Genomic DNA, 23,096 nt, shown 5'->3' on the forward strand with positions numbered 1-23,096 from the left:
GGCGCCGCGACCGGCGGCTTGGCCGGTGCGGGGGCGGGCGCCGGTTCGGGCGCCTTGGCCACCACGGTCGGCGCGGGTGCCGGTGCCACGGCCGGAGGAGCCGGCGGCGGCGGGGGCGGTGCCTTGGCGACGACGGCCGGGGCCGGCGTCGGGGTGGGCGCCTTGGCGACGGTGGTGCCGCCCTTGCCGCCAGCCATGGCCGAAGCCTGGGTGCTGAAGAGCGTGCGGATCAGCGCCAGCTTGGGCTGCACGGCCGCATTGCCCTTGTCGAGTTGCAGCGCCTTGCCGTAGGCCTCGCTGGCCAGGCGCGCGTACACGTCGCCCAGGTTCTCGTAGGCGGTGGCGTAGCTGGAATTGGTGCGGATGGCCCGCTCCAGGACGCTGCGGGCCTTGTCGAAGTCGCCCTGGCCGGCATAGATGACGGCCAGGTTGTTGTACGGCTCGGGCAGGTTGGGCGCGTCGCGGGTGATCTGCTCGAAGATCGCGATGGCTTCGGGACGGCGGCCGGCCTCGAGGCTGGCCACGCCCTTGAGGAAGCGCATCTGCAGGTCCTGCGGCTTTTCCCGCAGGAACCTGTCGGCCTGGGCCAGGCCTTCCTCGAACTTGCGCTGCTGGATGAGTTGCTCGACGTTGTCGTATTCGTCGGCGAGCGCCGCTCCGAAGGGCAAGGCGCAGGCCAGCGCGACGGCCAGCAAACGCGAGGGGATTCGGGAGGCGGATCGAAGCGTCTGGGCTGCGGTCTTGGACATTCGGTCGGGGCTCTGTCGGAACCGGCGGATTGTAGTGGTCGACCCGACACAATGTTTACTTTTAACCACGCAGCAAAGCCCGCTTCCGGGCGTAATTCACGATCCGGAAGCGGGCTTGACGGTTTTTGACGCCGCCGGGGGCGTCGCGCGCGGCGGCTGTCAGCGCGCCATGCTGCCCGGCGGAAGGGTGGTGACCGTCTCGCGGATCAGGCCGCCGCCGAGCACGCTGCCGTCGATGCTCGTCTGGCCCTGGCCGGTGACGCGGGCCTCGCAGGCGGCGCGGTCGCTGTTGGTCTTGTGCAACTGGCAGCGGGCCAGGGCGTTCTGGCGATAGGTGTCGGCGCTGGCGCTGCTCAGGTTGCCCTGGCGGGCGGCCTGCTGGGCGGCCCCCGCCTCGCGCAGGCAGGCGGCCCGATCCTGCTGGATGTGGCCGCAGATGGCGCGTTCCTGCGAATAGGTGCTGCCGCTCGCGCGGTCGGCGGCAGTGGCGAAGGGGCTGGCCAGCAGGGCGCCGGCGGCGAGGGCCAGCGCGAAGCCGGCTTGGCGGACAGTCTTCTTCATGGGCTTGCTCCTGGAAGAGTGAGGGCGGGAAGTCGGCTGCGCGCCCCCAGGGCCGCAGCCTAGGGACACTCAGCGCTGGGGCTGGGCGGGAATGGGCGTGACGGTCTCGCGGATGATGCCGCCGCCCATCACGCTGCCTTCGGTGGTGGTCATGCCGGCACCGGCGCTGCCGCGCACCCGGGCCTCGCAGTCGGCACGGTCGCCGGCCGGCTGCATTTGGCAACGGGCCAGGGCGTTGGCCTGGGCACCGCCTTCGGCGGGCGCGGTCAGGCCGCCACGGCGGGCTTCCTCGCGGGCGGCGCCGGCCTCGCGGCGGCAGGCGGCCGGATCCTGGCGGCTGTCACAGCCGGCGGTGGGTTGCTGGGCCCAGGCGGTCAGGCCCGAGGTGGCCAGCGCCAGGGCGAAGCCGCCTTGCATGGCGCCCACGCGCCAGCGTCGCAGAGTGGAATTCATGGCACATCCTTGCGCCCAGGGTCGGGCGCTGTGATCGATGTGCGGGAGTGTGGGCAGCGCGGGCAGCACCCGCCTGTGGGACGCGGCTGGCGCGGGCCTCGCGCCGTCGGCGGCGCCGGCTGTCGGACGGCGCTGGCATGCGCGCCGCCCTGTCGCCGGGCGGTCGGTTCGCCCGCTGCCCTGCCGCTCAGCCGGCCTCGGCGATGCGCCGCGCCAGGTGCGCCAGCGCTTCCTCGACCTGGTCGACCAGGATCAGCGACAGGTCGCCCGGCGCAAGTCGGGCCAGGGCGGCATCGATGGCGAGGAACTCGCCGCGGATCTCCGCCACGTGCGTGGTGCGCCGCGCGCCCTGCAGGCCCTGGCGCAGCAGCGCGATCACCTCGCCGTCGGCGCGGCCGCGCTGGGCGGCGTCCTGGTAGAGGATGACGTCGTCGAAGGCCGCGCCCAGGATGGCCGTCTGGTCGCGGATGTCCTCGTCGCGCCGGTCGCCCGCGCCGCTGATCACCACCGAGCGGCGCCGGGCGGGCAGCGTCTCGATGGCGGCCACCAGCGCCTTCATGGCGTCGGTGTTGTGGCCGTAGTCGGCGATCACCGTGGCGCCCTTGTAGTCCATCAGGTTGAAGCGGCCGGGCACGCCGGCGGCGTCGTTCTTGAAGCTGGCCAGGCCGCGGCGGATGGTGTCCCAGTCCAGGCCCAGGGCCCAGGCGGCGGCCACGGCGGCCATCACGTTCTCGACCTGGAAGGGCAGGGTGCCGCCGCGCGTGATCGGCACGCCGGCCAGCGGCACCCGCTCGCGCCAGGCGCCTTCGGCGGCGATCAGCGTGTCGCGGTCCACGTAGACGGTGCGCCTGCCCTGCGCGCGGTGCGTGGCCATGGCGGCATGCTGGCGGTCGGCCGCGAAGTAGATGACGTGGCCGGGGCAGGCGCCGGCCATGGCGGCCACGTGCGGGTCGGCCGCGTTGAGCACCGCCCAGCCGCTGGGCGTGACGTTGCGCACGATGACGCGCTTGACGGCGGCCAGGTCCTCCACCGTGTGGATGTAGTTCATGCCCAGGTGGTCGCCGCTGCCGATGTTGGTGGCCACGGCCACGCTGCAGCGGTCGAAGCCCAGGCCTTCGCGCAGGATGCCGCCGCGCGCCACCTCGAACACCGCCGCCTCGACCTCGGGATGCAGCAGCACGTTGCGGGCGCTCTTGGGGCCGCTGCAGTCGCCGCTGTCGGTCTGGCGGCCGTTGACGTACACGCCGTCGGTGTTGGTCATGCCGGTGACCAGGCCGCTGCTGGCCAGCAGGTGGTTGATCAGCCGCGCGGTGGTGGTCTTGCCGTTGGTGCCGGTGACGGCGACGACCGGGATGCGGCCGTCGTCGCCGTCGGCATAGAGCTGGTCGACGATGGCCTCGCCCACCGGCCGGCCGCGGCCGAAGGACGGACTGATGTGCATGCGCAGCCCCGGCGCGGCATTGACCTCGACGATGCCGCCGTGCTGCTCCTCGAGCGGGCGGATGACGTTCTCGCAGACCATGTCCACGCCGCAGATGTGCAGGCCCACCATCTGGGCCGCATCGACGGCGCGGGCGGCGATCTCGGGATGCACGGTGTCGGTCACGTCGGTGGCGGTGCCGCCGGTGGACAGGTTGGCGTTGTTGCGCAGCACCACGCGCTGGCCCAGGGCCGGCACGCTCTCGGGCGTGAGGCCCTGCGCCTCCAGCCGGCCCAGCGCGATGTCGTCCAGCCGGATCTTGGTGAGCGAGGTGGCATGGCCCTCGCCGCGGCGCGGGTCCTGGTTGACCACCTCGACCAGCTGGCGCACGGTGCTGTGGCCGTCGCCGATGACCTGCGGCGGGTCGCGCCGGGCGGCGGCGACCAGCCGGTCGCCCACCACCAGCAGGCGGTAGTCGAAGCCGGGCAGGAATTTCTCGACCATCACCTCGCCGTGATGGGCGGCGGCGGCATAGGCGGCGTCGAACTGCTCGCGCGTGGCGATGTTGACCGTCACGCCCTTGCCCTGGTTGCCGTCCTGCGGCTTGGCGACCACGGGCAGGCCGATCTCCAGCGCGGCGGCCCAGCCGTCCTCCAGGCTGGTCACCGGCCGGCCCAGCGGCACCGGCACGCCGGCCGAATGCAGCAGCTGCTTGGTGAGTTCCTTGTCCTGCGCGATGGCTTCGGCGATGCCCGAGGTGGCGTCCACCTCGGCGGCCTGGATGCGGCGTTGGCGCACGCCCCAGCCGAACTGCACCAGGCTGCCGGTGGTCAGCCGCCGGTACGGAATGCCGCGCGCCACCGCCGCATCGACGATGGCGCCGGTGCTGGGGCCGAGGCGCTCGTCCTCGTCCAGCTCGCGCAGCGCCGCGATGGCGGCGGCGGCGTCGAAGCCGGCGCCGCCGGCCGGATCGAGCGCGGCACGCAGCAGCTGCTCGGCCAGCTCGACCGCGCGGCGGCCCACGGCCTCCTGCGTGTACTGCACGGCGACCAGGAAGACGCCGTCCTCCGGCGCGCGCGTGGTGCGGCCGAAGACCACGTCGCAGCCGGCCTGGGCCTGCAGCGCCACGGCGGCGTTCTCCAGCACGTGGGCGGCGGCCAGCGGCTGGCCGAGCACCACCGGGTGCAGCTCGCCGATGGTGGGGAAGAGGGCGCGCAGCCGCGGCTCGAAGTTGGGAATCTGCTCGACGGCCTGCTCGACGTCGCTGCACGAGACGACCAGCTCGATGCAGGTGTGGCGGCTCCACAGGTTGGGGCCGCGCAGGGCCCGGGTGCGGATGATGTCCATGGGGCGGTCTCGTCTCAGGCGAGTTGCAGCGAAGGGGTGGCGATCGCCTGGTCCAGCTGCAGCGAGGCGGTGGCCTGCTGCAGGTCGGCCTCGAAGGCCTCGATGCCGGCGCCGATGAGGTTCAGCGGAATGGCCATGGCCCAGGCGGCGGCCACGGCGGCCAGCACGCTCTCCAGGCCGACGCCGGCGTGGTGGGCGCCCCACACCGCCAGCCGGCCCAGGCCGGGCAGGAAGGATTCGCTGGTGCCGTGGGCGAGCACGATGCGGTCCTGCCGCACCGTCACCACCTTGCCGCCGGCGGCCATGTGGGCGGCCAGGGGCCCGGCATGCGGGTCGGCGGCGTAGAGGATCACATCGCCGTCGCACAGCGGCGCCATGCCGGCCACGCGCGGGTCGGCCGCGTGCAGCACGGCGGTGCCGTGCGGCAGCACCACGTCGACCTGGGTGCGCAGCACCTTCACCATCTGGTCGCTCTCGGCGATGTCCTCGTGGGCCAGGCCCTCGGCGCCGTCCAGGTCGGTCACGATGCCGATCTCGCAGCGGTCGTAGGGCAGGCCGTGGGCCAGGATGGTGGCGGCACCGTTCTCGATCACCACCGCCTCGACCTGGCGGTTGACCAGCAGCCGGCGGCCGGCGGCCCAATCGGCGCTGTCGCGGGTGTCGACGCGGCGGCGGTCCAGGAACAGGCCGTCGCGGCAGGCCAGGCCCACGTGGCGGCCCGACAGGCCGACCAGCCAGGCCACCAGGCGCGCCAGCACGGCGTTGTCGGGCGAGCCGCCGGCCACGCCCACCACCGGGATGCGGCCGGGCCGTTCCTCGTCGGCTTCGGGGAAGAGGTGGTCGCAGATGGCGCGGCCCACCGGGCGCGGCGAGCCGACGGCCGGCTTCAGGTGCATCAGCAGGCCGGGGCCGGCGTTGACCTCGACGATGGCGCCGCCCTGCGCCTGCAGCGGCCGGCCGATGTCCTGGCAGACCAGGTCGATGCCGGCGATGTCCAGGCCCACGGCGCGCGCGGCCAGGGTGGCGGCATAGGCGACCTCGGGATGGACCAGGTCGGTGCAGTCCACGCCCAGGTTGCCGTTGCGCTGGATGATGACCTCGCGCCCCGCCTCGGGCACCGACTCGCCCGTGAGCTTCTGGCGCTGCAGCTCCAGCTGCAGCTTGGCGTCGGTGGCCAGCACGATGACGTCGAGCGGGAATTCCTCTTCCGCGCCGCGCCGCGGGTCGCTGTTGAGCTGGCTGTCGATGAGTTCGGCCACGGTGGCGCGGCCGTCGCCGGTCACGGTGAGGATCTCGCCGCGGGCGGCGGCCACCACCTGGCCGCCGACCACCAGCAGGCGGTGCTCCTGGCCGCGGATGAAGCGCTCCACCATCACGCCGCTGCCCTCGGGCTCGGCCACGGCGAAGGCGGCCAGCACCTCCTCACGGGTGTTCAGGTCGAGCGAGACGCCGCGGCCGTGGTTGGCGTCCACCGGCTTGACGGCCACGGGCAGGCCGATGTCCTCGGCGGCCTCCCATGCCTCCTCGGCGGAATTCACTTCCTGACCCTCGGGCACCGGCACGCCGCAGCCGGCCAGCAGCGACTTGGTCAGCTGCTTGTCGCTGGCGATGGATTCGCCGATGGCGCTGGTGTGGTCGGTCTCGGCGGTCCAGATGCGCTGCTGGCGCGCGCCGTGGCCCAGCTGGACCAGGTTGCCGTCGTTCAGCCGCATGGCGGGGATGCCGCGGTCGGTGGCGGCGGCGACGATGGCGGCGGTGCTCGGGCCCAGGTAGCACTCGTCCACCTTGGCCTTGACGGCGGCCACGGCCTTCTGCACCTCGGCGGCGTCGAAGGGATCGGCGTTGATCGCGGCCATCAGCAGCCGGTGGCCCTCGTGCAGGGCGGTGCGTGCGACCTGTTCCTCGCGGGCGCGGAACACCATGCGGTAGACGCCGTGCTTCGACGTGCTGCGCGTCTGGCCGAAGCCGGTGGGCATGCCCGCCAGGTTCAGCAGCTCGATCACCACGTGCTCCAGCACGTGGCCGGCCCAGGTGCCTTCGGTCAGCCGCTGCAGGAAGCCGCCGCGCTCGCCCACGCCGCAGTGGTGCTCGATGAGGGCCGGCAGCAGGGCGGTGAGCCGCCCGGGAAAACCCTCGATCCTGTCGGAGGGGAAGTCCTCCAGCGCGCCGAGGTCCAGCCAGGTCTCCAGCACCGGGCGGTAGGTCCAGATGTTCGGGCCGCGCAGGTAGCGGATGCGCAGCAGTCGGATGTCGTCGAAACGGGGCATGGATGCGTTGATAGGCGTTCGATGGAACCGGGCAGGGGCAGTGCCGAGGCGCAGACCCGGATCAGTGGAGAAAATCGGCGCCCGACCGGCGCGCGGGAGGGACCTGCCACAGGTCCTCGACCATCCAACACAACGAATGACACATCACGATTCAGTCGGTGCCCCGGAGGGCGAATCGGCGTCGGCAACGCGCGAGCCCCCTGTGGGAGAAAGCCCCGTACCGGTGTCGGACAACGTTCTGGCGATGGTATCGGTTGACCTGGACGAGGCGCTGCGCTTCGCCCAGGAGACCCAGCTGCAGCTGACCGCCACCCATCTCCGGGCCCTCGCGCCCGACGGCAGCCGGCGCGAATGGCCGCTCGCCACGCCGGGTCTGGCGCTGCGCCTGGCCGACCATGCCGGCGTGGCCACGCTGGACCTGCTGGCCCCGGGCACGCTGCTGGCGCGCTGGCGCTTCACCCTGGCGGGCCAGGCGGCGGCGGTGCGGCTGGTGCGCCTGTTCGAGCAGCGGCGCGGCCGCGCCGGCCAGGCGGCCGAAAGTGCCGAGCCCGAGGCCGGCGAGGCGGTGGACACCGAACTGCAGTCCGCCCCCTCCACCTGGGTGCTACTGCGCCTGGGCCGCTTCGCGCGGCCCTACCGGATGCAGCTGTTCTGGGGCTTTCTGCTGACGCTGCTGGCCACCGGCGCGACGCTGGTGCCGCCGTACCTGACCATCCCGCTGATGGACGACATCCTCATCCCCTACCAGAACGGCAAGCCCATCGCCCCCGGCGAAGTGGCGCTGTACCTGGGCGGGCTGCTGGCCGCCGCCCTGGTGGGCTGGGGCCTGGGCTGGGCGCGCACCTACCTGCTGGCGCTGGTCAGCGAGCGCATCGGCGCCGACCTGCGCACCACCACCTACGAGCACCTGCTGACGCTGCCGCTGGACTACTTCGGCGGCAAGCGCACCGGCGACCTGATGGCGCGCATCGGCTCCGAGACCGACCGCATCAACGTCTTCCTGTCGCTGCATGCGCTCGACTTCCTGACCGACCTGATCATGATCGGCATGACGGCGGTGATCCTGGTGTCGATCAACCCGCTGCTGGCGGTGGTCACGCTGGTGCCGCTGCCCATCATCGCGTGGATGATCCACGTGGTGCGCGACAAGCTGCGCACCGGCTTCGAGAAGATCGACCGCGTGTGGAGCGAGGTCACCAACGTGCTGGCCGACACCATCCCGGGCATCCGCGTGGTTAAGGCCTTCGCGCAGGAGAAGCGCGAAGCCGACCGCTTCCGCGCCGCCAACCAGCACAACCTGCAGGCCAACGACCGGCTCAACCGCACCTGGAGCCTGTTCACGCCCACCGTCACGCTGATGACCGAGATCGGCCTGCTGGTGGTCTGGGCCTTCGGCATCTGGCAGGTGACGCGCGACCACATCACGGTGGGCGTGCTCACGGCCTTCATCGCCTACATCGGCCGCTTCTACACACGGCTCGATTCGATGAGCCGCATCGTCTCGGTGACGCAGAAGGCCGCCGCCGGCGCCAAGCGCATCTTCGACATCCTCGACCACGTGAGCACCGTGCCCGACCCGGTGCAGCCCGTGCGCCTGCCGCAGGTGCAGGGCGCCATCGAGCTGCGCCACGTGGGCTTCCGCTACGGCGCGCGCTCGGTCATCCGTGACCTGAACCTGCAGATCCGCCCGGGCGAGATGATCGGCCTGGTGGGCCACAGCGGCTCGGGCAAGAGCACGCTGGTCAACCTGATCTGCCGCTTCCACGACGTGAGCGAGGGCGCTATCCTCGTCGACGGTCAGGACGTGCGCCGCTTCGCCGTGGCCGACTACCGGCGCCACGTGGGCCTGGTGCTGCAGGAGCCCTTTCTCTTCTTCGGCACCATCGCGCAGAACATCGCCTACGGCCGGCCGGAGGCGAGCCGCGCCGAGATCGTGGCCGCCGCCCGGGCGGCCCATGCGCACGACTTCATCCTGCGGCTGCCGCAGGGCTACGACTCGCTGGTGGGCGAGCGCGGCCAGGGCCTGTCGGGCGGCGAGCGCCAGCGCATCAGCATCGCGCGGGCGCTCCTGATCGACCCGCGCATCCTGATCCTGGACGAGGCCACCTCGGCCGTGGACACCGAGACCGAGAAGGAAATCCAGAAGGCGCTGGACAACCTGGTGCAGGGCCGCACCACCATCGCCATCGCCCACCGCCTGTCCACGCTGCGCAAGGCCGACCGGCTGGTGGTGATGGACCGCGGCGAGATCGTCGAGGTCGGCCCGCACGACGAACTCATGGCCCGCCAGGGCGCCTACTGGCGGCTCTACCAGGCCCAGCAGCGCCAGGCCGACGACGAGGACAAGCACCAGGCCGAGCTGGCCGAGGTGGCCTCCGTCGCCATCGCGCTCGAAGCGCATGCCGCCCATCCCGCAGGAGACGCCTGATGACCGAGGCCACCCGCCAGCCCGCGCAGACCGCGCAGGTCACCCAGACCGCCGGGCCCGCCCAGGCCGTCCCGACGGCGCCCGCGCTGCTGCTCTCCCGCGACGCCTTCGGCGCCCTGCTGTGGACGGGCGCCACCGGCCGCCCGGAGCCCGTGACGCCGGTGCGCGCCTTTCCCCTGAGCGCGCCCGGCGAGGGCGTGTCGCTGGTCGGCGCCGACGGCCGCGAGCGCGCCTGGGTCGACCGCACCGACGCCTTGCCGCCGGCCGCCCGCGCGCTGCTCGACGAGGCGCTCGCGCCGCGCGATTTCGCGCCGGAGCTGCTGGCGCTGGTCGACGTCTCCACCTTCGCCGTGCCCAGCACCTGGACCGTGCGCACCGACCGCGGCGACACCCGCTTCGTGCTGCGCGCCGAAGAGGACATCCGCCGCCTGGAAGGCGGCGGCCTGCTCGTCACCAGCGCGCACGGCGTGCACTTCCGCATCTCGCAGCCGCAGGCGCTGGACCGGGCTTCGCGCAAGCTGCTGGAGCGCTTTCTCTGACGTTCCAGCGGGCATGAAGAGGTCGTGGTTTGCATCAGCTTCGGTAAACTGCATCAAATTCGTTTGACTGCATCAGCCGCCATGCGCACGACCGTGACCCTCGACGACGACGCCTTCGGCACCGCGCAGGCCTATGCGCAGGCGCGCGGCCTGAAGCTGGGCGAGGCCCTGTCCGAACTCGTCCGGCGTGGCAGCGGCGAGCGCCTGCCGCTGCGCAAGTCTGGCGAAGTGTGGGTGTTCGACCTGCCGCCGGACACGCCGCGCGTCAGCGCGCGGCAGGTGCGCGGCCTGCTCGACGAAACGCCGTGAGCCACCTGCTGGATGCCAATGCGCTGATCGCGCTGTGCTGGCCGGCCCACGAGCACCATGACCGCATGCTGGCCTGGTTCCGCAGCCATGCGCGCCACGGCTGGGCGACCAGCGTCCTGACCCAGTCGGCCCTGGTACGCATCGTCTGCCAGCCGGCCTTCGCGGGCCGGTCGGTCTCGGTGCAGGAGGCCGGTGAACTGCTGCTGCGCAACACCGCACATCCGCGGCATCGCCTGCTGCCGCTGGATTTCGGCTTTGCCGAGGTGCTGGGGCACTGCACCGGCGGGCTGTTCGGCCACCGGCAGATCACCGATGCCTGGCTGCTCACCCAGGCGATCCGCTCGGGCGTGCGGCTGCTGAGCTTCGACAGTGGCATCGACCGCCTGCTGGCCTCGCCGGCCGAACGCGCCGCCCACATCGCGCGTCCGGCGTGAACGCCTGAACGCCTCAAGCCCCTTCTCCCCATGCACACCACCGCCCTCGTCCTTTTCTCCGGCGGGCAGGACTCGACCACCTGCCTCGCCCATGCCCTGGCCCGCTACGAGCGGGTGGAAACGCTGGGCTTCGACTACGGCCAGCGCCACCGCGTCGAGCTGGAGGCGCGCACCCAGGTGCTGGCCCGCCTGCGCGAGCGCTTTCCGGGCTGGGGCCGGCGGCTGGGCGAGGACCACCTGCTCCAGCTCGACGTGCTCGCGCAGATCGGCGGCTCCTCGCTCACCGAGGACATCGCCTTCGCCATGCAGGCCAACGGCCTGCCCAACACCTTCGTGCCGGGCCGCAACCTGCTGTTCCTGACGCTGGCGGGCGCGCTGGCCTACCGGCGCGGGCTGCAGGTGATCGTCACCGGCGTGTGCGAGACCGACTATTCCGGCTACCCCGACTGCCGCGACGACACCATGAAGGCCATGCAGCTGGCGCTGTCGCTGGGGCTGGACCAGCGGCTGGTGATCGAGACGCCGCTGATGTGGATCGACAAGGCCCAGACCTGGCAGCTGGCCGAGACGCTGGGTGGCCGCGCGCTGGTGGACCTGATCGTGGAAGACACCCACACCTGCTACGAAGGCGACCGCAGCCACCGCCACGACTGGGGCTGGGGCTGCGGCCGCTGCCCCGCCTGCGAGCTGCGGGCGCAGGGCTGGAAGGGCTACGTGGAAGCGGGGGGCGAGGCCGGCAGCGGCGCGTCTTCCACCGCATAGGCGGCCTCGCCGTCGCGGCGCGGGCGCAGCGTCCAGCGGCGGGCATGGTGCTCCTTGAGCGTGGAGCGGTGCGCGATGGAGACGATGGCGCCGCGCGCCTGCCTGACCATGTCGGTCAGCCGCCGGTAGATGGTGGCCTCGGCGTCCTCGTCCAGCGCGCTGGTGGCCTCGTCGGCCAGCACCCAGGCCGGTTTCTTCAGCAGCACGCGGGCGATGGCCAGGCGCTGGCGCTCGCCGCCGGAGAGCTTCTGGCTCCAGGCGTCCTCGCGGTCGAGCTGGTCGGCCAGTTGGGGCAGGAGCGCGTCGTGCAGGGCCTGCTGCAGGGCCGCATCGTCGTAATCCGATGCGGGCTGCGGATAGGCCAGCGCGTCGCGCAGCCGGCCATCCGGAAAGTAGGGCTGCTGCGGGATGAACATCGCGTCCTTCGGCACCGCCACCCGGCCCTGCGCATGCGGCCAGATGCCGGCGAGCGTGCGCAGCAGGCTGGACTTGCCGCTGCCCGAGGGGCCGTGCACCAGCACCGTGTCGCCGGGCGCCACCTGCAGGTCGGCCTGGCGCAGCAGGGCCTGGCCGCCGGGCAGGGCCACGGTCAGGCCTTCGGTGCCGATGGCGGAGGCCGCCGTGTCGTGCGCGAAGCCGTCGTTGCTGCGTGAGTGCGTGCTGAGGCTGTCCTCGAAGCCGGCCAGACGGTCGGTGGTGGCCTTCCACGACGCGATGGTCATGTAGTTGTCCACCAGCCAGGACAGCGAGCCCTGCACCTGGCCGAAGGCCGAGTTGATCTGCATCAGCTGGCCCAGCTGGATGGCGCCGCTGAAGTAGCGCGGCGCGGCCACGATCAGCGGGAAGATGATGGCCGCCTGGCCGAAGAAGCTGTTGAACCAGGTCAGGTTCTTCTGGTTGCGGATCAGGCGCAGGTAGTTGGCCATGACGTCGGTGAAGCGCAGGTCCAGCTGGCGGCGCTCCACGCGCTCGCCGCCGTCGAGCGCGATGGCCTCGCTGTACTCGCGCACCCGGATCATGTGATGGCGGAAGTTGGCCTCCAGCATCTGCTGTGCGAAATTGAGGCGGATCTGCGGCCGGCCGATCCAGTGGGCGATGGCGCTGCCCACGGCGCAGTACAGCACGGCGGCCCACACCATGTAGCCGCCGATGGTCCAGCTGCCGCCGCCCGGCAGCGGCACCGTGAGCGCGCCGCTGAGCGTCCACAGCACGCCGACGAAGCTCAGCAGCGTGACCAGGGCATTCAGGATGCCCATCGACAGCGAGACGGTGTAGCTGGTGAAGAGGTTGAGGTCTTCCTGGATGCGCTGGTCGGGGTTGTCCGGATGGCTGCCGTTGCCGGTGTAGCGGGCCAGCTCCAGCCGGTAGAAGGCCTTGTTGGCCAGCCAGCGGCCGAGGTAGTGGTCGGTCATCCACACGCGCCAGCGCAGCTGCAGGATCTGCGTGAGGTAGAACTTGTAGACCGCGATGACGATGTAGATCAGCGCCAGCCAGGTGAAGCGGCCGATCTGCTGCCAGAAGACGACCTGGTCCTTGTTCTGCAGCGCGTCGTAGAAGACGCGGTACCAGCTGTTGATCTGCACCAGCATGTACACCGCGCCCAGGTTGAGCAGCACGATGGCCAGCAGCAGGCCGCGGGCCTTCCATTTCTGGTCTGAGTTGAAGTAGGGCGTGGTCAGCGACGCGATGCGGCGCAGCGTCTGGCCGAGGCCGGGCCGTTCGGTTGGCGTGGGGGCGGTGCTCATCGTGGGGCTCGCAGAAGGCAGGAATCGGGCCGGGCGCGGGCTGCGCCGGCGGCGGTCCCATGCTAGCGGCGGCGCAGTGGTCATGCCTTAAACCGGACTGAAGGAGAAGCACCCCCCATGCCGCTTCGCGGCTCCCCCCTCTCTGGCGCCTTCGGCTTGGAGGGGGGCGCACCCCCCGGCCCGGCTAAGCCGGTTCCGCGGGTGCACTGGCATGGCCTGCTCCGCGGCCTTCCGTTGTCGGGGCGATCAACGGCCATCCGGCGATGGATGATGTCAGGCTGCACGGGTCTTGGCCTGTTCCGCGGCCGCTCGATTCTTGGTGCTACGTGCTGCGTCTACGTCTGCCCGCGACGGCGACCGGGGCATGGGGTGTGTGCGGCAGGCCGGCGTGCGCCGCCGTAGCATGGGCCGCATGAACACCTACCTCCTCGCCCCGATGGCCGTGCTCGCCCTGCTGCTTGCCGCTTGCGACGACAAACCCAGGCCCGGCGGGCCGGTGCCGAAGGCGGCGACCGCGACGGTCGTCGCGCCCGCGCAGGGCTGACGCGCCATGGACCCGGCCGCCGACGGCGCGCAGGCGCCGCAGCGCTTCGACCTGGCACGCTTCGTCGATGCCCAGGCGCCCGTGTATGCCCAGGTGCGCGAGGAGCTGGCCGCCGGTCGCAAGCGCACCCACTGGATGTGGTTCGTCTTTCCGCAGATCGCCGGCCTGGGCCACAGCGCGATGGCGCAGCGCTACGCCATCGGCTCGCGGGCGGAAGCGGCGGCCTACCTGGCGCATCCGGTGCTGGGCGGGCGGCTGCGCGAATGCAGCGCGCTGGTGCTGTCGGCGCATGGCCCGGCCATTGCGGACATCCTGGGGCCGCCGGACGACCTCAAGTTCCGCTCCTGCATGACGCTGTTCGATGCGGTGGCGCCGGCGGGCGAGACCCTGTTCGCGCAGTGCCTGCAGCGCTTCTTCGGCGGCGAGCCGGATGCGGCGACGCTGGCGCGGCTGGATTGAAGCAACCTGCCGCCGCGCCGCTCAGCGCGGCGTCAGCGCCGCCGGCGGCAGGTTGCTGATGCCGCTCGCCACATGCCCGGCCGGCACGTGCCGCGCGGCCGAGCGCACGTGGCCCGTCTGGTCGTCGAAGAAGAAGTCGGGCTCGAATTCGCGCAGGAAGCCGCCCTTGTCCAGCCCGGCCAGGAACATGGCCTCGTCCACGCGGATGTTCCAGCTCATCAGCGTCTGGATGGCGCGGCGGTGCGCCGGCGCGCCGCGCGCCGTGACCAGCGCCGTGCGGATGCGCATGCCGGTGCTGGCGGCCTGCTGCAGCCGGTGCAGCGCCACCAGGAAGGGCGCCAGCGGCCCGGCCTCCAGGGGCACCGCGGCCTTGTCCACCTCGTGCGCCTGGAAGGCGGCCAGGCCCTGCTGCTGGTAGACGCGCTCGGCCTCGTCGGAGAACAGCACGGCGTCGCCGTCGAAGGCGATGCGCACCTCGTCCGGATGCTGGTTGCCGGCCAGCGCCGATTCCACGCTCACGTGCGCCGCCGCGAAGCCGGCGGCCAGCGCCTCGCGCACGTCGTCGGCATTGGCCGAGAGGAACAGGTCGGCCCGCAGCGGCGTGAGGTAGCGGAAGGGCGGCCGGCCCTGCGTGAACACGCCGCGCTCGATGGCCAGTTCCGCCGCCGCGCCGGAGTTGAAGATGCGCATGCCCGAGACCGGGTCGTTGCGCGACAGGATCACCACCTCGACCCGCTGCACGCCATCGGCGTTGAAGCGCAGCAGCTTGCGTACCAGCGAGTAGGCGATGCCCGGCTGCGCCGGCACCTCCAGCCGCTCCAGCTGCAGCCGCATGTAGCCGGCCGGGTCGCCGGCGTCGAACAGGCGGTTCTCTTCCTCGAGGTTGAACAGGGCTCGCGAAGAGATCGCGACCACGAGCTTGTCGTCCAGGGTGACGGGCATGGGGCGAGGGCGGAAGGCGGGACGGGCATTGTGCGGCAGCCCGGCGAGCCTTCGGCAGTGACACAGGCGACAGCCCCGCCGAGCGCCTTGCGCCACCATCGCGGCCATGCCCCTGCCCACCGCCGACACGCCCTTCGCCACGTCGCTCGCCTTGAGCGGCCCGCTGCGCCAGCCGCGCCAGATGCTGGCCGACCAGACCTACGACGGCCACAAGTCCATCCACGACGATGCCACGGCGGGCGACCTCGGCCTGCGCGCCGGCCCCATCGAGGGTCCCACGCATTTCAGCCAGTTCGATCCGTTGCTGGCGCGCCTTTTCGGCCGCGCGTGGTTCGAGACCGGCTGCATCAGCGCCCACTACCAGACCATGGTGGTGGAGGGCGAATCGGTGCGCGCCTTCGTCGACCTGCCCGCGCCCGGCGCCGCCTTCGTGCGCATCCGCGCCGAGAAGGCCGACGGCACGCCGGTGCTCACCGGCACGGCCTCCGTGGGCGAGCCCGGCCAGCCGCACGAGCTGGAACAGCGCATGGCGAAGCTGCGGCCCGCCACCGGCCTCGTCATCAACCGCGACCTCCAGGTGGGCCAGCGCGGCGCCGTGCCGGAAACCATCCGCATGGGCTTCGACCAGCACATGGGCGACCACTATCCCTTCACCCTGCGCGACAAGCTGGCCGCCATCACCGAGCCCTGCGACTGGTACACGCCCGAGGGCGGCGCCCGCTCGCCCTGGGGCCGGCCCATCATCCCGATGGAGATGATCAGCGTGCTGCTGGGCAGCACCATCGCCGATGCCCGGCTCGGTGGCCGCAAGCCGGCCGTGGGCCTGTTCGCGGGGCAGCAGATCCGCCTGATCCGCGGCCCGCTCTTCGTCGACCAGGACTATGCGCTGGAGCGCGAGATCGTCGCCCTGAGCGAGAGCGCGCGCACGGAATCGACCTGGGTGCGCACCCGCGTCTACGAGCCAGCCGGCCGCATGCTGGTGGCCGAGATGATTCTCAACGGGGCGGTGATGAAGGCCTCGTACCCGCACTACGAACGCGAGGCGCGCGAACTCGGCCTGGCCTGAACGCGCGGGTGCGGGCCGCGCCCTTTCTTCCAAAGACGACAACGGAGACTTCCATGACCGCATCCACGATCGACACCGGCACGCCGGACCTGCTGGCCGCCTTCGATGCCGGCGTGCTCACGCTGACCCTGAACCGGCCGCAGGCGCGCAACGCCATGACGCGCGCCATGAACGAGGCCCTGGCCCGCGAACTGGCGCGCGCCGAGCTGGACCCGGAAGTGCGCTGCGTGGTGCTGACCGGCGCGGGCGGCGCCTTCTGCGCCGGTGGCGACGTCAAGGGCATGGCCGCGGCCGGCGACGGCACCGTGGGCGCGCTCACCCTCGACCAGGCCATCCACCGCCAGCGCGTCAACCAGCGCGAGACGGCGGGGCGCCTCTTCAAGATGCCCAAGCCCACGCTGGCCGTGCTGCCCGGCGCCGCGGCGGGTGCCGGCCTGGCGCTGGCCCTGGCCTGCGACCTGCGGCTGATGGCCGGCAACGCCATCATGACCACGGCGTTCGCGCGCGTCGGCTTCTCGGGCGACTACGGCGGCAGCTACTTCATGACCCAGCTCGTCGGCGCGGCCAAGGCGCGCGAGCTGTACCTGCTGTCGGAGCGCGTTCCGGCCGAAGAGGCCCTGCGCCTGGGCCTGGCCAACTGGGTCTGCCCCCCGGAGCAACTGGCCGAGCGCGCCCGCGAGATCGCTACGCGGCTCGCCAACGGCCCGGCCGTGGCCTACCGCTACATGAAGGAGAACCTCAACCGCGCGATGGCCGGCGAGGTGGACGACTGCCTGGACCTGGAGGCCACGCACCACATCCACTGCGGCCAGACCGAGGATCACCGCGAGGCGGCCAAGGCTTTCGTGGAGAAGCGCGAGCCGGTGTTCAAGGGGCGCTGAGCCGGGCGCGGCACCCTCACTGCCCGCAGGTCGACGCGACGGGCTTGCCGGCCAGCAGATTGCGCACGAAGGGCAGCGAATCCTTCAGCGACGCGTTGACCGTGCCGCTGTGGTCCATGTCCGCATAGACATGCGCCTGGATGCGCGAGCCGGCCTTGCACGCATCGCGCACCAGCGCCTGCTGCATGGCGGTGGGCACGTCCACGTCCTTGCCGCCGATGCCCATCAACACCGGCTGCGTCAGCTTCAGCGTGGCATAGCCCGTGACCGGCGCCACCAGCTCGAACAGGCGCTGCTGGCCGCCGGGCTGGTAGCTGTTGCGCTCGGTCCGGCCCTCGCGCATCAGCCGTGCGAACAGCGGCGCCACGCAGGTCTCGCCCGAGGCCTGGAAGGCCGGCATCGCGGCCGGCAGGAACACCGTGGCGGGGTCGAAGGAGGGCTGGACCAGTTTGGCGGTGACGGCCGCGTACATGCCGTAGGCGATCTGCGGGGAGACGCGGTCCGGGTCGCTGCGCACCTCACCGGCCGCCGGCGTCAGGTAGGGCGTGCCGGTGGCCACGGTGCCGAGCACCTTGACGTCCGGCGCATAGCCCGCGGCCAGGCCTGCCGTGCCGAAGGCCGCGCCGCCGCCCTGCGACTGGCCGACCAGGATCACCTGGTTGGCCACGCCGGGCATCTTGAGCGCGGCGCGTACCGCGTCCAGCACGCTGTAGGCCTGCGAGCGCGTGTGCAGGTAGGGATGCGGACCGGGCGTGCCCAGGCCCTGGTAATCGGTCGCGACCACCACGAAGCCCTCGCGCAGCCAGGCGCCCAGGTAGGCCGCGTCGCGCGGCGAGCGCGGATTGGCCGAGGGCGCGCAGGCCTCGCCGACACCCGTGGTGCCATGGGCCCAGGCGACCACCGGCCAGCCGCCCGGCGGCTGCGGCGTCTTCGGGAAGAACACCGCGCCGGACACCGGCACCGTGCCCTGGCCGGTCACGCCGTCGGTGGCGCTGTAGAGGATGCGCATCTGCTGGCCGGCATCCGGCAGCGAAACTGCGGCGTCCAGCGGTGCCTGGCTGATCAGCTGGCCGGGGGCACCGGCGGCGCCACTGCCGGGTGCACCGGCGGCGCCACTGCCGGGTGCGCCGGTGTTGGCGCAGCCGGCCAGCGCCAGTGCGGCGGCCAGGGCAAGGGGGGCCGTCGTGCGGCGCAGGACGGCGGAGGCAGAGCGGTGCGAGGGCATGGGTGTGGCGCGCCGGCGGAACGGCGCGAAAAGGCGGCAGGAGAGGCGTCGGATCATAGGCAGCGCCACGGCGCCGCGTTGTGTCAGCCTGCCAAATCGGCGACAGGCTCCCGGCTCGGCGCGGTCGCTCACGCCTTCTTAGTCGTGAAGGTGCTCGGCGATCACCTCGCGCAGTAGGGGCAGCGCCGGCGCCTGCTGCCGCTGCGCCTGCGTCACCAGGCCGAAGCGGGCGCCGCCCCCGGTGTGCGGCTGCACCGGCAGCTCGACCAGGTCGGGCGCGGCGGCGCGGATGGCCAGCAGCACCGTGTCGCTCTGGCGCGCGACGTCGATCAGGTGCGTCAGCTCGTTGCAGCGCAGGCGCACGCACACGTCCGGATGCGCCTGCGGGCCATAGGCGGCCACCAGGCCGCGGCCGACGTGGTCGCCCAGCGGCGTGGAGGCGATGGGGTAGGGCTGCAGGTCCTCGAAGCCCAGCACGCGCCGCCGCGCGAGCGGATGGCCGCGCCGGCACAGGAAGGCGCCGCGCATCTGCACCAGCGGCTCGATGCGCAGGCCCGGATGGCTGGCGAAGGAGCGCATTTCGATCACCACCGCATCCAGCAGCCGGCGGCGCAGCGCCTCGATCAGCCGCTCGTTGTCGCTGTGCAGGATCTCGATGCGCACGCCGCAGTCCGGCTGGGCTGCGCGCAGCATCAGCGGCGTGCTCAGCAGCGCGCCGGGTCCGGAACCCAGCCCCACGCGCAGCACCGAGGCATGGCCCGCGCGCCGGCGCTCGCCCGCCAGCGCCAGCTGGTCGGCGTCGTGCACCAGCTGGCGCGCGCGGTCGAGCAGGTCGCGGCCGAAGTGCGTCAGCTCGCTGCGCCGGCCCACGCGGTCGAACAGCGCGCCGCCGAGCGTGGCCTCCAGCGCACGGATGCTGCGGCTGAGCGCCGGCTGCGTCAGGTGCAACGCCTCGGCCGAGCGGGTGAAGGAGCCCGTGTCGGCCAGCGACAGGAAATGCCGCAGCTGGACCAGCGTCATGGCCGAGAGGCGGCCGCCCTGCGCGGCGATGCATGAGTCGATTGCATGCCTCAGCATAGAACAATGCATTGGACGCCTGCCGGCGCTTTGCCTAGATTGCGCGGGTCGCGCCGGACCGGAGGGGCCGCGCGGCCGGGCCGCCGCGCCCGTCCTGCACACACCCACGCCCACGGACCACCGTGCCACACCATGATTTCATCGTTCTCGATTCGCCAGCTTTCACTCGCCGTCCTCGCCGCCTGCGCCATCGCGCCCGCCGGTGCGCAGACCGTGTCGCCCGAGAAGATCCAGCCGCTCGTCAACGGCATGTACGGGCAGCTCGATGCGCTCTACAAGGACCTGCATGCCAACCCGGAGTTGGGTTTCCAGGAGGTGCGCACCGCCGGCAAGCTGGCGGCCGAACTGCGCGCCCTGGGCTTCGAGGTGACCGAAAAGGTGGGCCGCACCGGCCTGGTGGCGCTCTACCGCAACGGCCCCGGCCCGACGGTGATGGTGCGCACCGAGCTCGACGCCCTGCCCATGGAAGAGAAGACCGGCCTGCCCTACGCCAGCCGTGCCAAGGCCCAGTGGAACGGCCGCGAGACCTTCGTCGCCCACAGCTGCGGGCACGACATCCACATGGCCAGTTGGGTGGGCACCGCCCGCACGCTGCTGGCGCTGAAAGACCAGTGGAAGGGCACGCTGATGTTCATCGCCCAGCCCTCCGAAGAAACGGTGAGCGGCGCCAAGGCCATGGTCGACGACGGCCTGTTCACCCGCTTCCCCAAGCCGGACTTCGCCTTCGCGCTGCACACCAGCCCCTCGCCCTACGGCTTCGTCGGCTACCGCGCGGGGCCCGTCACCTCGGCCTCGGACAGCCTGGAGATCACCTTCAAGGGCCGCGGCGGCCACGGCTCGGCGCCGCATGCCACCATCGATCCCATCACGATGGGTGCCCATTTCGTCACCGACGTGCAGACCGTGGTCAGCCGCGAGAAGGACCCGGCCGAGTTCGGCGTCGTCACCATCGGCGCCTTCCAGGCCGGCACGGCGGGCAACATCATCCCGGACGCCGCGAAGCTCAGCGGCACCATCCGCAGCTACAAGCCGCAGGTGCGCGAGAAGCTGCTCGACGGCATCCGCCGAACGGCGCTGGCCTCGGCCGCCATGGCCGGCGCGCCCGAGCCGGACGTGCGCCTGGGCGCCGACAGCAGCACCGGCGCCGTGGTCAACGACCAGGCCGTGGTCGACCGCACGGTGGCTGCGCTGCGCAGCCAGTTCGGCGAGGCGCGCGTGGTGCAGGTCATGCCCATCACCGCCAGCGAGGACTTCTCCGTCTTCACCGACGCCGGCATCCCGTCGATGTTCTTCTTCGTCGGCGTGACCGATCCCAAGGACGTGGCCGAGTCGATGAAGAAGGGCGGCAAGCCGCTGCCCTTCAACCATTCGCCCTTCTTCGCGCCGGTGCCGGAGCCGTCGATCAAGATCGGCGTGCAGGCCATGACGTCGGCGGTGCTGACGGCGATGAACACGCCGGCGCGCTGAGCGGAGGCATCTGCGGCTGCGTCGAACGTGGCGCCTATTCGCCGCATATGATGCGGTGAATGGCTTGCGGATTCGCCGCATGCCGCGTCTAATCGCCGCATGGAGAGCGGCGAAAACCTCTACATCTGGCAGTCGCCCGACTGGCCGGAATGGCGTTACGACCTGGCTGCGCTGGCGCAGTCGCTGGAGGACGTCAGCCGCGCCCAGGGCCTGCTGCTCGGCCGGCTCGCGGACGTGGGCCTGGAATTGCGCGACCGCGCCAGCCTGGCCGCGCTCACCGACGACGTGCTCAGGACCAGCGAGATCGAGGGCGAGCTGCTGAATCCCGCCTCCGTGCGCTCGTCCATCGCCCGCCGGCTGGGCCTGGACATCGGTGCCCTGGCGCCCGCCGACCGCCACGTGGACGGCGTGGTGGACATGGTGCTCGACGCCACTGGCCGGAGCAGCGAGCCGCTCACGGCCGAGCGCCTGTTCGGCTGGCATGCGGCGCTGTTCCCGACCGGCTATTCGGGCCTGTCGCGCATTGCCGTCGGCCGCTGGCGCGACGATGCCACGGGGCCGATGCAGGTCGTCTCCGGCCCCGTGCACCGGCGCAAGGTGCATTTCGAGGCGCCACCCGCCGACCGACTGGCGGTGGAGATGGCGCGCTTCCTGGCCTGGGCCGAGGCCGGCGGCGGTCCGATGCCGGCGCTGGTCAAGGCCGGGCTGGCCCACCTGTGGTTCGTCACCGTCCATCCCTTCGACGACGGCAACGGCCGCATCGCCCGCGCCGTGGGCGACCTGTTCCTCGCCCGCGCCGACGGCGCCGGGCAGCGCTTCTACAGCCTGTCGGCGCAGATCCAGCGCGAGCGCAATGCCTACTACGACATCCTGGAGCGCACGCAGAAGGGCTCGCTCGACGTCACCGGATGGCTGGCCTGGTTCCTGGCCGCCCTGGGCCGCGCGCTGCAGAGCGCCCAGACGGCGCTGGGCGCGGTGCTGGGCAAGGCGCGCTTCTGGCAGCGCTGGGCCGGCACGCCCTTCAACGAGCGGCAGGCGAAGCTGCTCAACCGCCTGCTCGACGGTTTCGACGGCAAGCTCACCAGCAGCAAATGGGCCGCCATCGCCAAGTGCTCGGCGGACACGGCCTTGCGCGACATCACGGCTCTGCTCGACCTGGGCGTCTTGCGCAAGGCGCCCGGCGGCGGCCGCAGCAGCGCGTACGAGCTGGTCGTGCCCTGACGGGCCGGGCCAGCTCAAGCCGCGCAGGTCGGCGCGCGCCGGCCCGCCTACTTCACGAACTGGTTGAGCTGGATGATCGGCAGCAGCACCGCCAGCACGATCAACATCACGATGCCGCCCATGCCCACGATCAGCAGCGGCTCCAGGATGGTCGCCAGGTGCATGGCGCGGCGCTGCACCTCGGCCGACAGCTGCTTGGCGGCGCGCTGCAGCATCACGGGCAGCTCGCCGGTCTGCTCGCCCAGGCGGGCGAACATGGGCACGATGCCCGGGAAGCGCTTCTTCTGCGCCAGCGCCGAGGCCAGCGGCGCGCCCTCGCGCACCAGCGTCAGCGCGTCCAGCGCATCGGCGCGCATGGCGCGGTTGTTGAGCGTCTCGGCCGCGGCCTGCAGCGCGCGCAGGATGGGCACCCCCGCCGCCGCCAGCATGGCCAGCGTGCCGGCGAAGCGGGCGGCGTTGTAGCCGCGGGCCAGCTTGCCGACCAGCGGCAGGCGCAGCCAGAAGGCGTCGAAGCGCTCGCGCAGGGCCTCGCGCGCCAGCGCCGCCCGGCCGCCCACGACCGCCACCGCCAGCAGGCCCAGCATCAGCCAGCCCCAGCTGCGCACCAGCGCCGACAGGCCCAGCATGGCCTGCGTCAGCAGCGGCAGCGCGCGCTTGGTGCCGGCGAACACGCTGGCCACCTGCGGCACCACGTAGCTCACCAGGAAGATCACGATCACCACCGCGATCACGGTCACGATGGCCGGGTAGAGCGTGGCGCCGATCAGCTTCTGGCGCAGCGCCTGCTGCTCCTCCAGATCGTCGGCCAGCCGCTCCAGCACCAGCCCGAGCTGGCCGCTGTGCTCCCCGGCGCCGATGACGGCGGTGTAGATGGCCGAGAACTCGCGCGGATGCTGCGCCAGCGCCCGTGCGAAGCTGCTGCCGCCGTTGACCTCGGCGCGCAGCGAGGCCACCAGCTGGCGCTGCGGCTCGCTCTCGGCCTCGTCGGTGAGCGCGGTGAGGGCCCGCTCCAGCGGCAGGCCCGAGGCGACCAGCCCGGCCAGCTGGCGCGTCCACACGCCCAGCGCCGTCGAATTGAACACGCGCCCGCCGATGCGCCGGCGCCAGAGCGGCACGGCGGCGCCGTTCGCGTCGGCGCCGCCCGCCACGCTCTCGACGGACAGCGGGATCAGTGCCTGCGCCCGCAGCATGCTGCGGGCG

Annotated in this window: 21 protein-coding genes; 11 read left to right on the forward strand and 10 right to left on the reverse strand. The window is 72.2% G+C overall.

The annotated features are described in order from the left end of the window. The 5 genes from NS331_RS22400 to NS331_RS22420 form a co-directional block, all read right to left on the reverse strand. A partial coding sequence (locus NS331_RS22400; RefSeq protein WP_153012993.1) for a tetratricopeptide repeat protein occupies positions 1–749 on the reverse strand: 749 nt, incomplete at its 3' end. Positions 750–908: 159 nt separating this feature from the next. After that, positions 909–1,310, reverse strand: coding sequence for a hypothetical protein (locus NS331_RS22405; protein ID WP_058644151.1), 402 nt, complete (start codon positions 1,308–1,310; stop codon positions 909–911). Between the two features lie 69 nt (positions 1,311–1,379). Beyond that, on the reverse strand, positions 1,380–1,763 hold the full coding sequence (locus NS331_RS22410) for a hypothetical protein (RefSeq protein WP_058644152.1): 384 nt from the start codon (positions 1,761–1,763) through the stop codon (positions 1,380–1,382). A 187-nt stretch (positions 1,764–1,950) separates the two neighbouring features. Next, a complete protein-coding gene (gene cphA, locus NS331_RS22415) occupies positions 1,951–4,530 on the reverse strand; it encodes a cyanophycin synthetase (RefSeq protein ID WP_058644153.1) in 2,580 nt (859 codons plus the stop codon). Between the two features lie 14 nt (positions 4,531–4,544). Then, a complete protein-coding gene (locus NS331_RS22420) occupies positions 4,545–6,797 on the reverse strand; it encodes a cyanophycin synthetase (RefSeq protein ID WP_058644154.1) in 2,253 nt (750 codons plus the stop codon). A gap of 136 nt (positions 6,798–6,933) precedes the next feature. Here NS331_RS22420 and NS331_RS22425 point away from each other — a divergent pair, with 136 nt between their 5' ends. The 5 genes from NS331_RS22425 to queC all read left to right on the forward strand — a co-directional run bounded on the left by NS331_RS22425 (position 6,934) and on the right by queC (position 11,269). Next, on the forward strand, positions 6,934–9,225 hold the full coding sequence (locus NS331_RS22425; protein ID WP_058644155.1) for a cyanophycin metabolism-associated ABC transporter: 2,292 nt from the start codon (positions 6,934–6,936) through the stop codon (positions 9,223–9,225). Continuing rightward, entirely contained in the window at positions 9,225–9,764 is a 540-nt protein-coding gene (locus NS331_RS22430; protein ID WP_082702703.1) for a cyanophycin metabolism-associated DUF1854 family protein, read from the forward strand. The genes NS331_RS22425 and NS331_RS22430 overlap by 1 nt, the downstream gene beginning before the upstream one ends. An 81-nt stretch (positions 9,765–9,845) precedes the next feature. After that, the gene (locus NS331_RS26850; RefSeq protein WP_058644156.1) at positions 9,846–10,073 is read left to right on the forward strand and encodes a DUF2191 domain-containing protein; all 228 of its coding nucleotides are present in this window, start codon (positions 9,846–9,848) and stop codon (positions 10,071–10,073) included. Next, positions 10,070–10,507, forward strand: a complete 438-nt coding sequence (locus tag NS331_RS22440; protein WP_058644157.1) for a TA system VapC family ribonuclease toxin — start codon at positions 10,070–10,072, stop codon at positions 10,505–10,507. The genes NS331_RS26850 and NS331_RS22440 overlap by 4 nt, the downstream gene beginning before the upstream one ends. Positions 10,508–10,537: 30 nt before the next feature. Further along, positions 10,538–11,269 carry a 7-cyano-7-deazaguanine synthase QueC gene (queC, locus tag NS331_RS22445; protein ID WP_058644158.1) on the forward strand — a complete coding sequence of 244 codons (732 nt, stop codon included), beginning with the start codon at positions 10,538–10,540 and terminating at the stop codon, positions 11,267–11,269. On the opposite strand, the gene NS331_RS22450 is transcribed toward queC, so the two are convergent. Next, the gene (locus NS331_RS22450; RefSeq protein ID WP_058644159.1) at positions 11,218–13,014 is read right to left on the reverse strand and encodes an ABC transporter ATP-binding protein/permease; all 1,797 of its coding nucleotides are present in this window, start codon (positions 13,012–13,014) and stop codon (positions 11,218–11,220) included. The two genes, queC and NS331_RS22450, sit on opposite strands and share 52 nt — an antisense overlap. Positions 13,015–13,426: 412 nt before the next feature. Between NS331_RS22450 and NS331_RS27395 the strand changes: the two genes are divergently transcribed. Both NS331_RS27395 and NS331_RS22460 read left to right on the forward strand, forming a co-directional pair. After that, positions 13,427–13,558, forward strand: coding sequence for a hypothetical protein (locus NS331_RS27395; RefSeq protein WP_275936480.1), 132 nt, complete (start codon positions 13,427–13,429; stop codon positions 13,556–13,558). Between the two features lie 6 nt (positions 13,559–13,564). Then, positions 13,565–14,017 carry a DUF1810 domain-containing protein gene (locus tag NS331_RS22460; RefSeq protein WP_058644161.1) on the forward strand — a complete coding sequence of 151 codons (453 nt, stop codon included), beginning with the start codon at positions 13,565–13,567 and terminating at the stop codon, positions 14,015–14,017. Positions 14,018–14,038: 21 nt separating this feature from the next. Here the strand turns inward: NS331_RS22460 and NS331_RS22465 are convergent, their stop codons facing one another. Beyond that, entirely contained in the window at positions 14,039–14,959 is a 921-nt protein-coding gene (locus NS331_RS22465) for a 5'-nucleotidase (protein WP_058644162.1), read from the reverse strand. A 106-nt stretch (positions 14,960–15,065) separates the two neighbouring features. On the opposite strand from NS331_RS22465, the gene NS331_RS22470 reads away from it, so the two are divergent. Both NS331_RS22470 and NS331_RS22475 read left to right on the forward strand, forming a co-directional pair. Then, positions 15,066–16,025: a hypothetical protein gene (locus NS331_RS22470; RefSeq protein ID WP_058644163.1), complete on the forward strand. Its 960-nt coding sequence runs from the start codon at positions 15,066–15,068 to the stop codon at positions 16,023–16,025. Between the two features lie 53 nt (positions 16,026–16,078). Beyond that, the gene (locus tag NS331_RS22475) at positions 16,079–16,906 is read left to right on the forward strand and encodes an enoyl-CoA hydratase-related protein (RefSeq protein ID WP_058644164.1); all 828 of its coding nucleotides are present in this window, start codon (positions 16,079–16,081) and stop codon (positions 16,904–16,906) included. 16 nt (positions 16,907–16,922) lie between these two features. On the opposite strand, the gene NS331_RS22480 is transcribed toward NS331_RS22475, so the two are convergent. Both NS331_RS22480 and NS331_RS22485 read right to left on the reverse strand, forming a co-directional pair. After that, positions 16,923–18,131 (reverse strand): lipase family protein, encoded by a 1,209-nt coding sequence (locus NS331_RS22480; RefSeq protein ID WP_058644165.1) that lies wholly within the window; start codon positions 18,129–18,131, stop codon positions 16,923–16,925. Between the two features lie 138 nt (positions 18,132–18,269). Next, a complete protein-coding gene (locus tag NS331_RS22485; RefSeq protein ID WP_242873860.1) occupies positions 18,270–19,208 on the reverse strand; it encodes a LysR family transcriptional regulator in 939 nt (312 codons plus the stop codon). Between the two features lie 132 nt (positions 19,209–19,340). Here NS331_RS22485 and NS331_RS22490 point away from each other — a divergent pair, with 132 nt between their 5' ends. Both NS331_RS22490 and NS331_RS22495 read left to right on the forward strand, forming a co-directional pair. Then, positions 19,341–20,675 carry an amidohydrolase gene (locus tag NS331_RS22490; protein ID WP_058644166.1) on the forward strand — a complete coding sequence of 445 codons (1,335 nt, stop codon included), beginning with the start codon at positions 19,341–19,343 and terminating at the stop codon, positions 20,673–20,675. Positions 20,676–20,774: 99 nt separating this feature from the next. Then, positions 20,775–21,896, forward strand: a complete 1,122-nt coding sequence (locus tag NS331_RS22495) for a Fic family protein (RefSeq protein ID WP_058644167.1) — start codon at positions 20,775–20,777, stop codon at positions 21,894–21,896. A gap of 47 nt (positions 21,897–21,943) precedes the next feature. On the opposite strand, the gene NS331_RS22500 is transcribed toward NS331_RS22495, so the two are convergent. Continuing rightward, on the reverse strand, positions 21,944–23,096 hold a 1,153-nt coding region (locus NS331_RS22500; RefSeq protein ID WP_058644170.1), incomplete at its 5' end, for a type II secretion system F family protein.

The sequence above is a fragment of the Pseudacidovorax intermedius genome (genome assembly GCF_001476815.1).
GTDB classification, from domain to species: domain Bacteria; phylum Pseudomonadota; class Gammaproteobacteria; order Burkholderiales; family Burkholderiaceae_C; genus Xenophilus; species Xenophilus intermedius_A.

Bases quoted from the DNA above. Each gene is read 5' to 3' on its own strand.
- NS331_RS22490 (WP_058644166.1), top strand. From the start codon at position 19,341: ATGATTTCATCGTTCTCGATTCGCCAGCTTTCACTCGCCGTCCTCGCC.
- NS331_RS22495 (WP_058644167.1), top strand. From the start codon at position 20,775: ATGGAGAGCGGCGAAAACCTCTACATCTGGCAGTCGCCCGACTGGCCG.
- NS331_RS22465 (WP_058644162.1), bottom strand. From the start codon at position 14,959: ATGCCCGTCACCCTGGACGACAAGCTCGTGGTCGCGATCTCTTCGCGA.
- NS331_RS22405 (WP_058644151.1), bottom strand. From the start codon at position 1,310: ATGAAGAAGACTGTCCGCCAAGCCGGCTTCGCGCTGGCCCTCGCCGCC.
- NS331_RS22420 (WP_058644154.1), bottom strand. From the start codon at position 6,797: ATGCCCCGTTTCGACGACATCCGACTGCTGCGCATCCGCTACCTGCGC.
- NS331_RS22475 (WP_058644164.1), top strand. From the start codon at position 16,079: ATGACCGCATCCACGATCGACACCGGCACGCCGGACCTGCTGGCCGCC.
- NS331_RS22470 (WP_058644163.1), top strand. From the start codon at position 15,066: ATGCCCCTGCCCACCGCCGACACGCCCTTCGCCACGTCGCTCGCCTTG.
- NS331_RS22450 (WP_058644159.1), bottom strand. From the start codon at position 13,014: ATGAGCACCGCCCCCACGCCAACCGAACGGCCCGGCCTCGGCCAGACG.
- NS331_RS27395 (WP_275936480.1), top strand. From the start codon at position 13,427: ATGAACACCTACCTCCTCGCCCCGATGGCCGTGCTCGCCCTGCTGCTT.
- NS331_RS22425 (WP_058644155.1), top strand. From the start codon at position 6,934: ATGACACATCACGATTCAGTCGGTGCCCCGGAGGGCGAATCGGCGTCG.
- queC (WP_058644158.1), top strand. From the start codon at position 10,538: ATGCACACCACCGCCCTCGTCCTTTTCTCCGGCGGGCAGGACTCGACC.
- NS331_RS26850 (WP_058644156.1), top strand. From the start codon at position 9,846: ATGCGCACGACCGTGACCCTCGACGACGACGCCTTCGGCACCGCGCAG.
- NS331_RS22430 (WP_082702703.1), top strand. From the start codon at position 9,225: ATGACCGAGGCCACCCGCCAGCCCGCGCAGACCGCGCAGGTCACCCAG.
- NS331_RS22410 (WP_058644152.1), bottom strand. From the start codon at position 1,763: ATGAATTCCACTCTGCGACGCTGGCGCGTGGGCGCCATGCAAGGCGGC.
- cphA (WP_058644153.1), bottom strand. From the start codon at position 4,530: ATGGACATCATCCGCACCCGGGCCCTGCGCGGCCCCAACCTGTGGAGC.
- NS331_RS22460 (WP_058644161.1), top strand. From the start codon at position 13,565: ATGGACCCGGCCGCCGACGGCGCGCAGGCGCCGCAGCGCTTCGACCTG.
- NS331_RS22480 (WP_058644165.1), bottom strand. From the start codon at position 18,131: ATGCCCTCGCACCGCTCTGCCTCCGCCGTCCTGCGCCGCACGACGGCC.
- NS331_RS22485 (WP_242873860.1), bottom strand. From the start codon at position 19,208: ATGCTGAGGCATGCAATCGACTCATGCATCGCCGCGCAGGGCGGCCGC.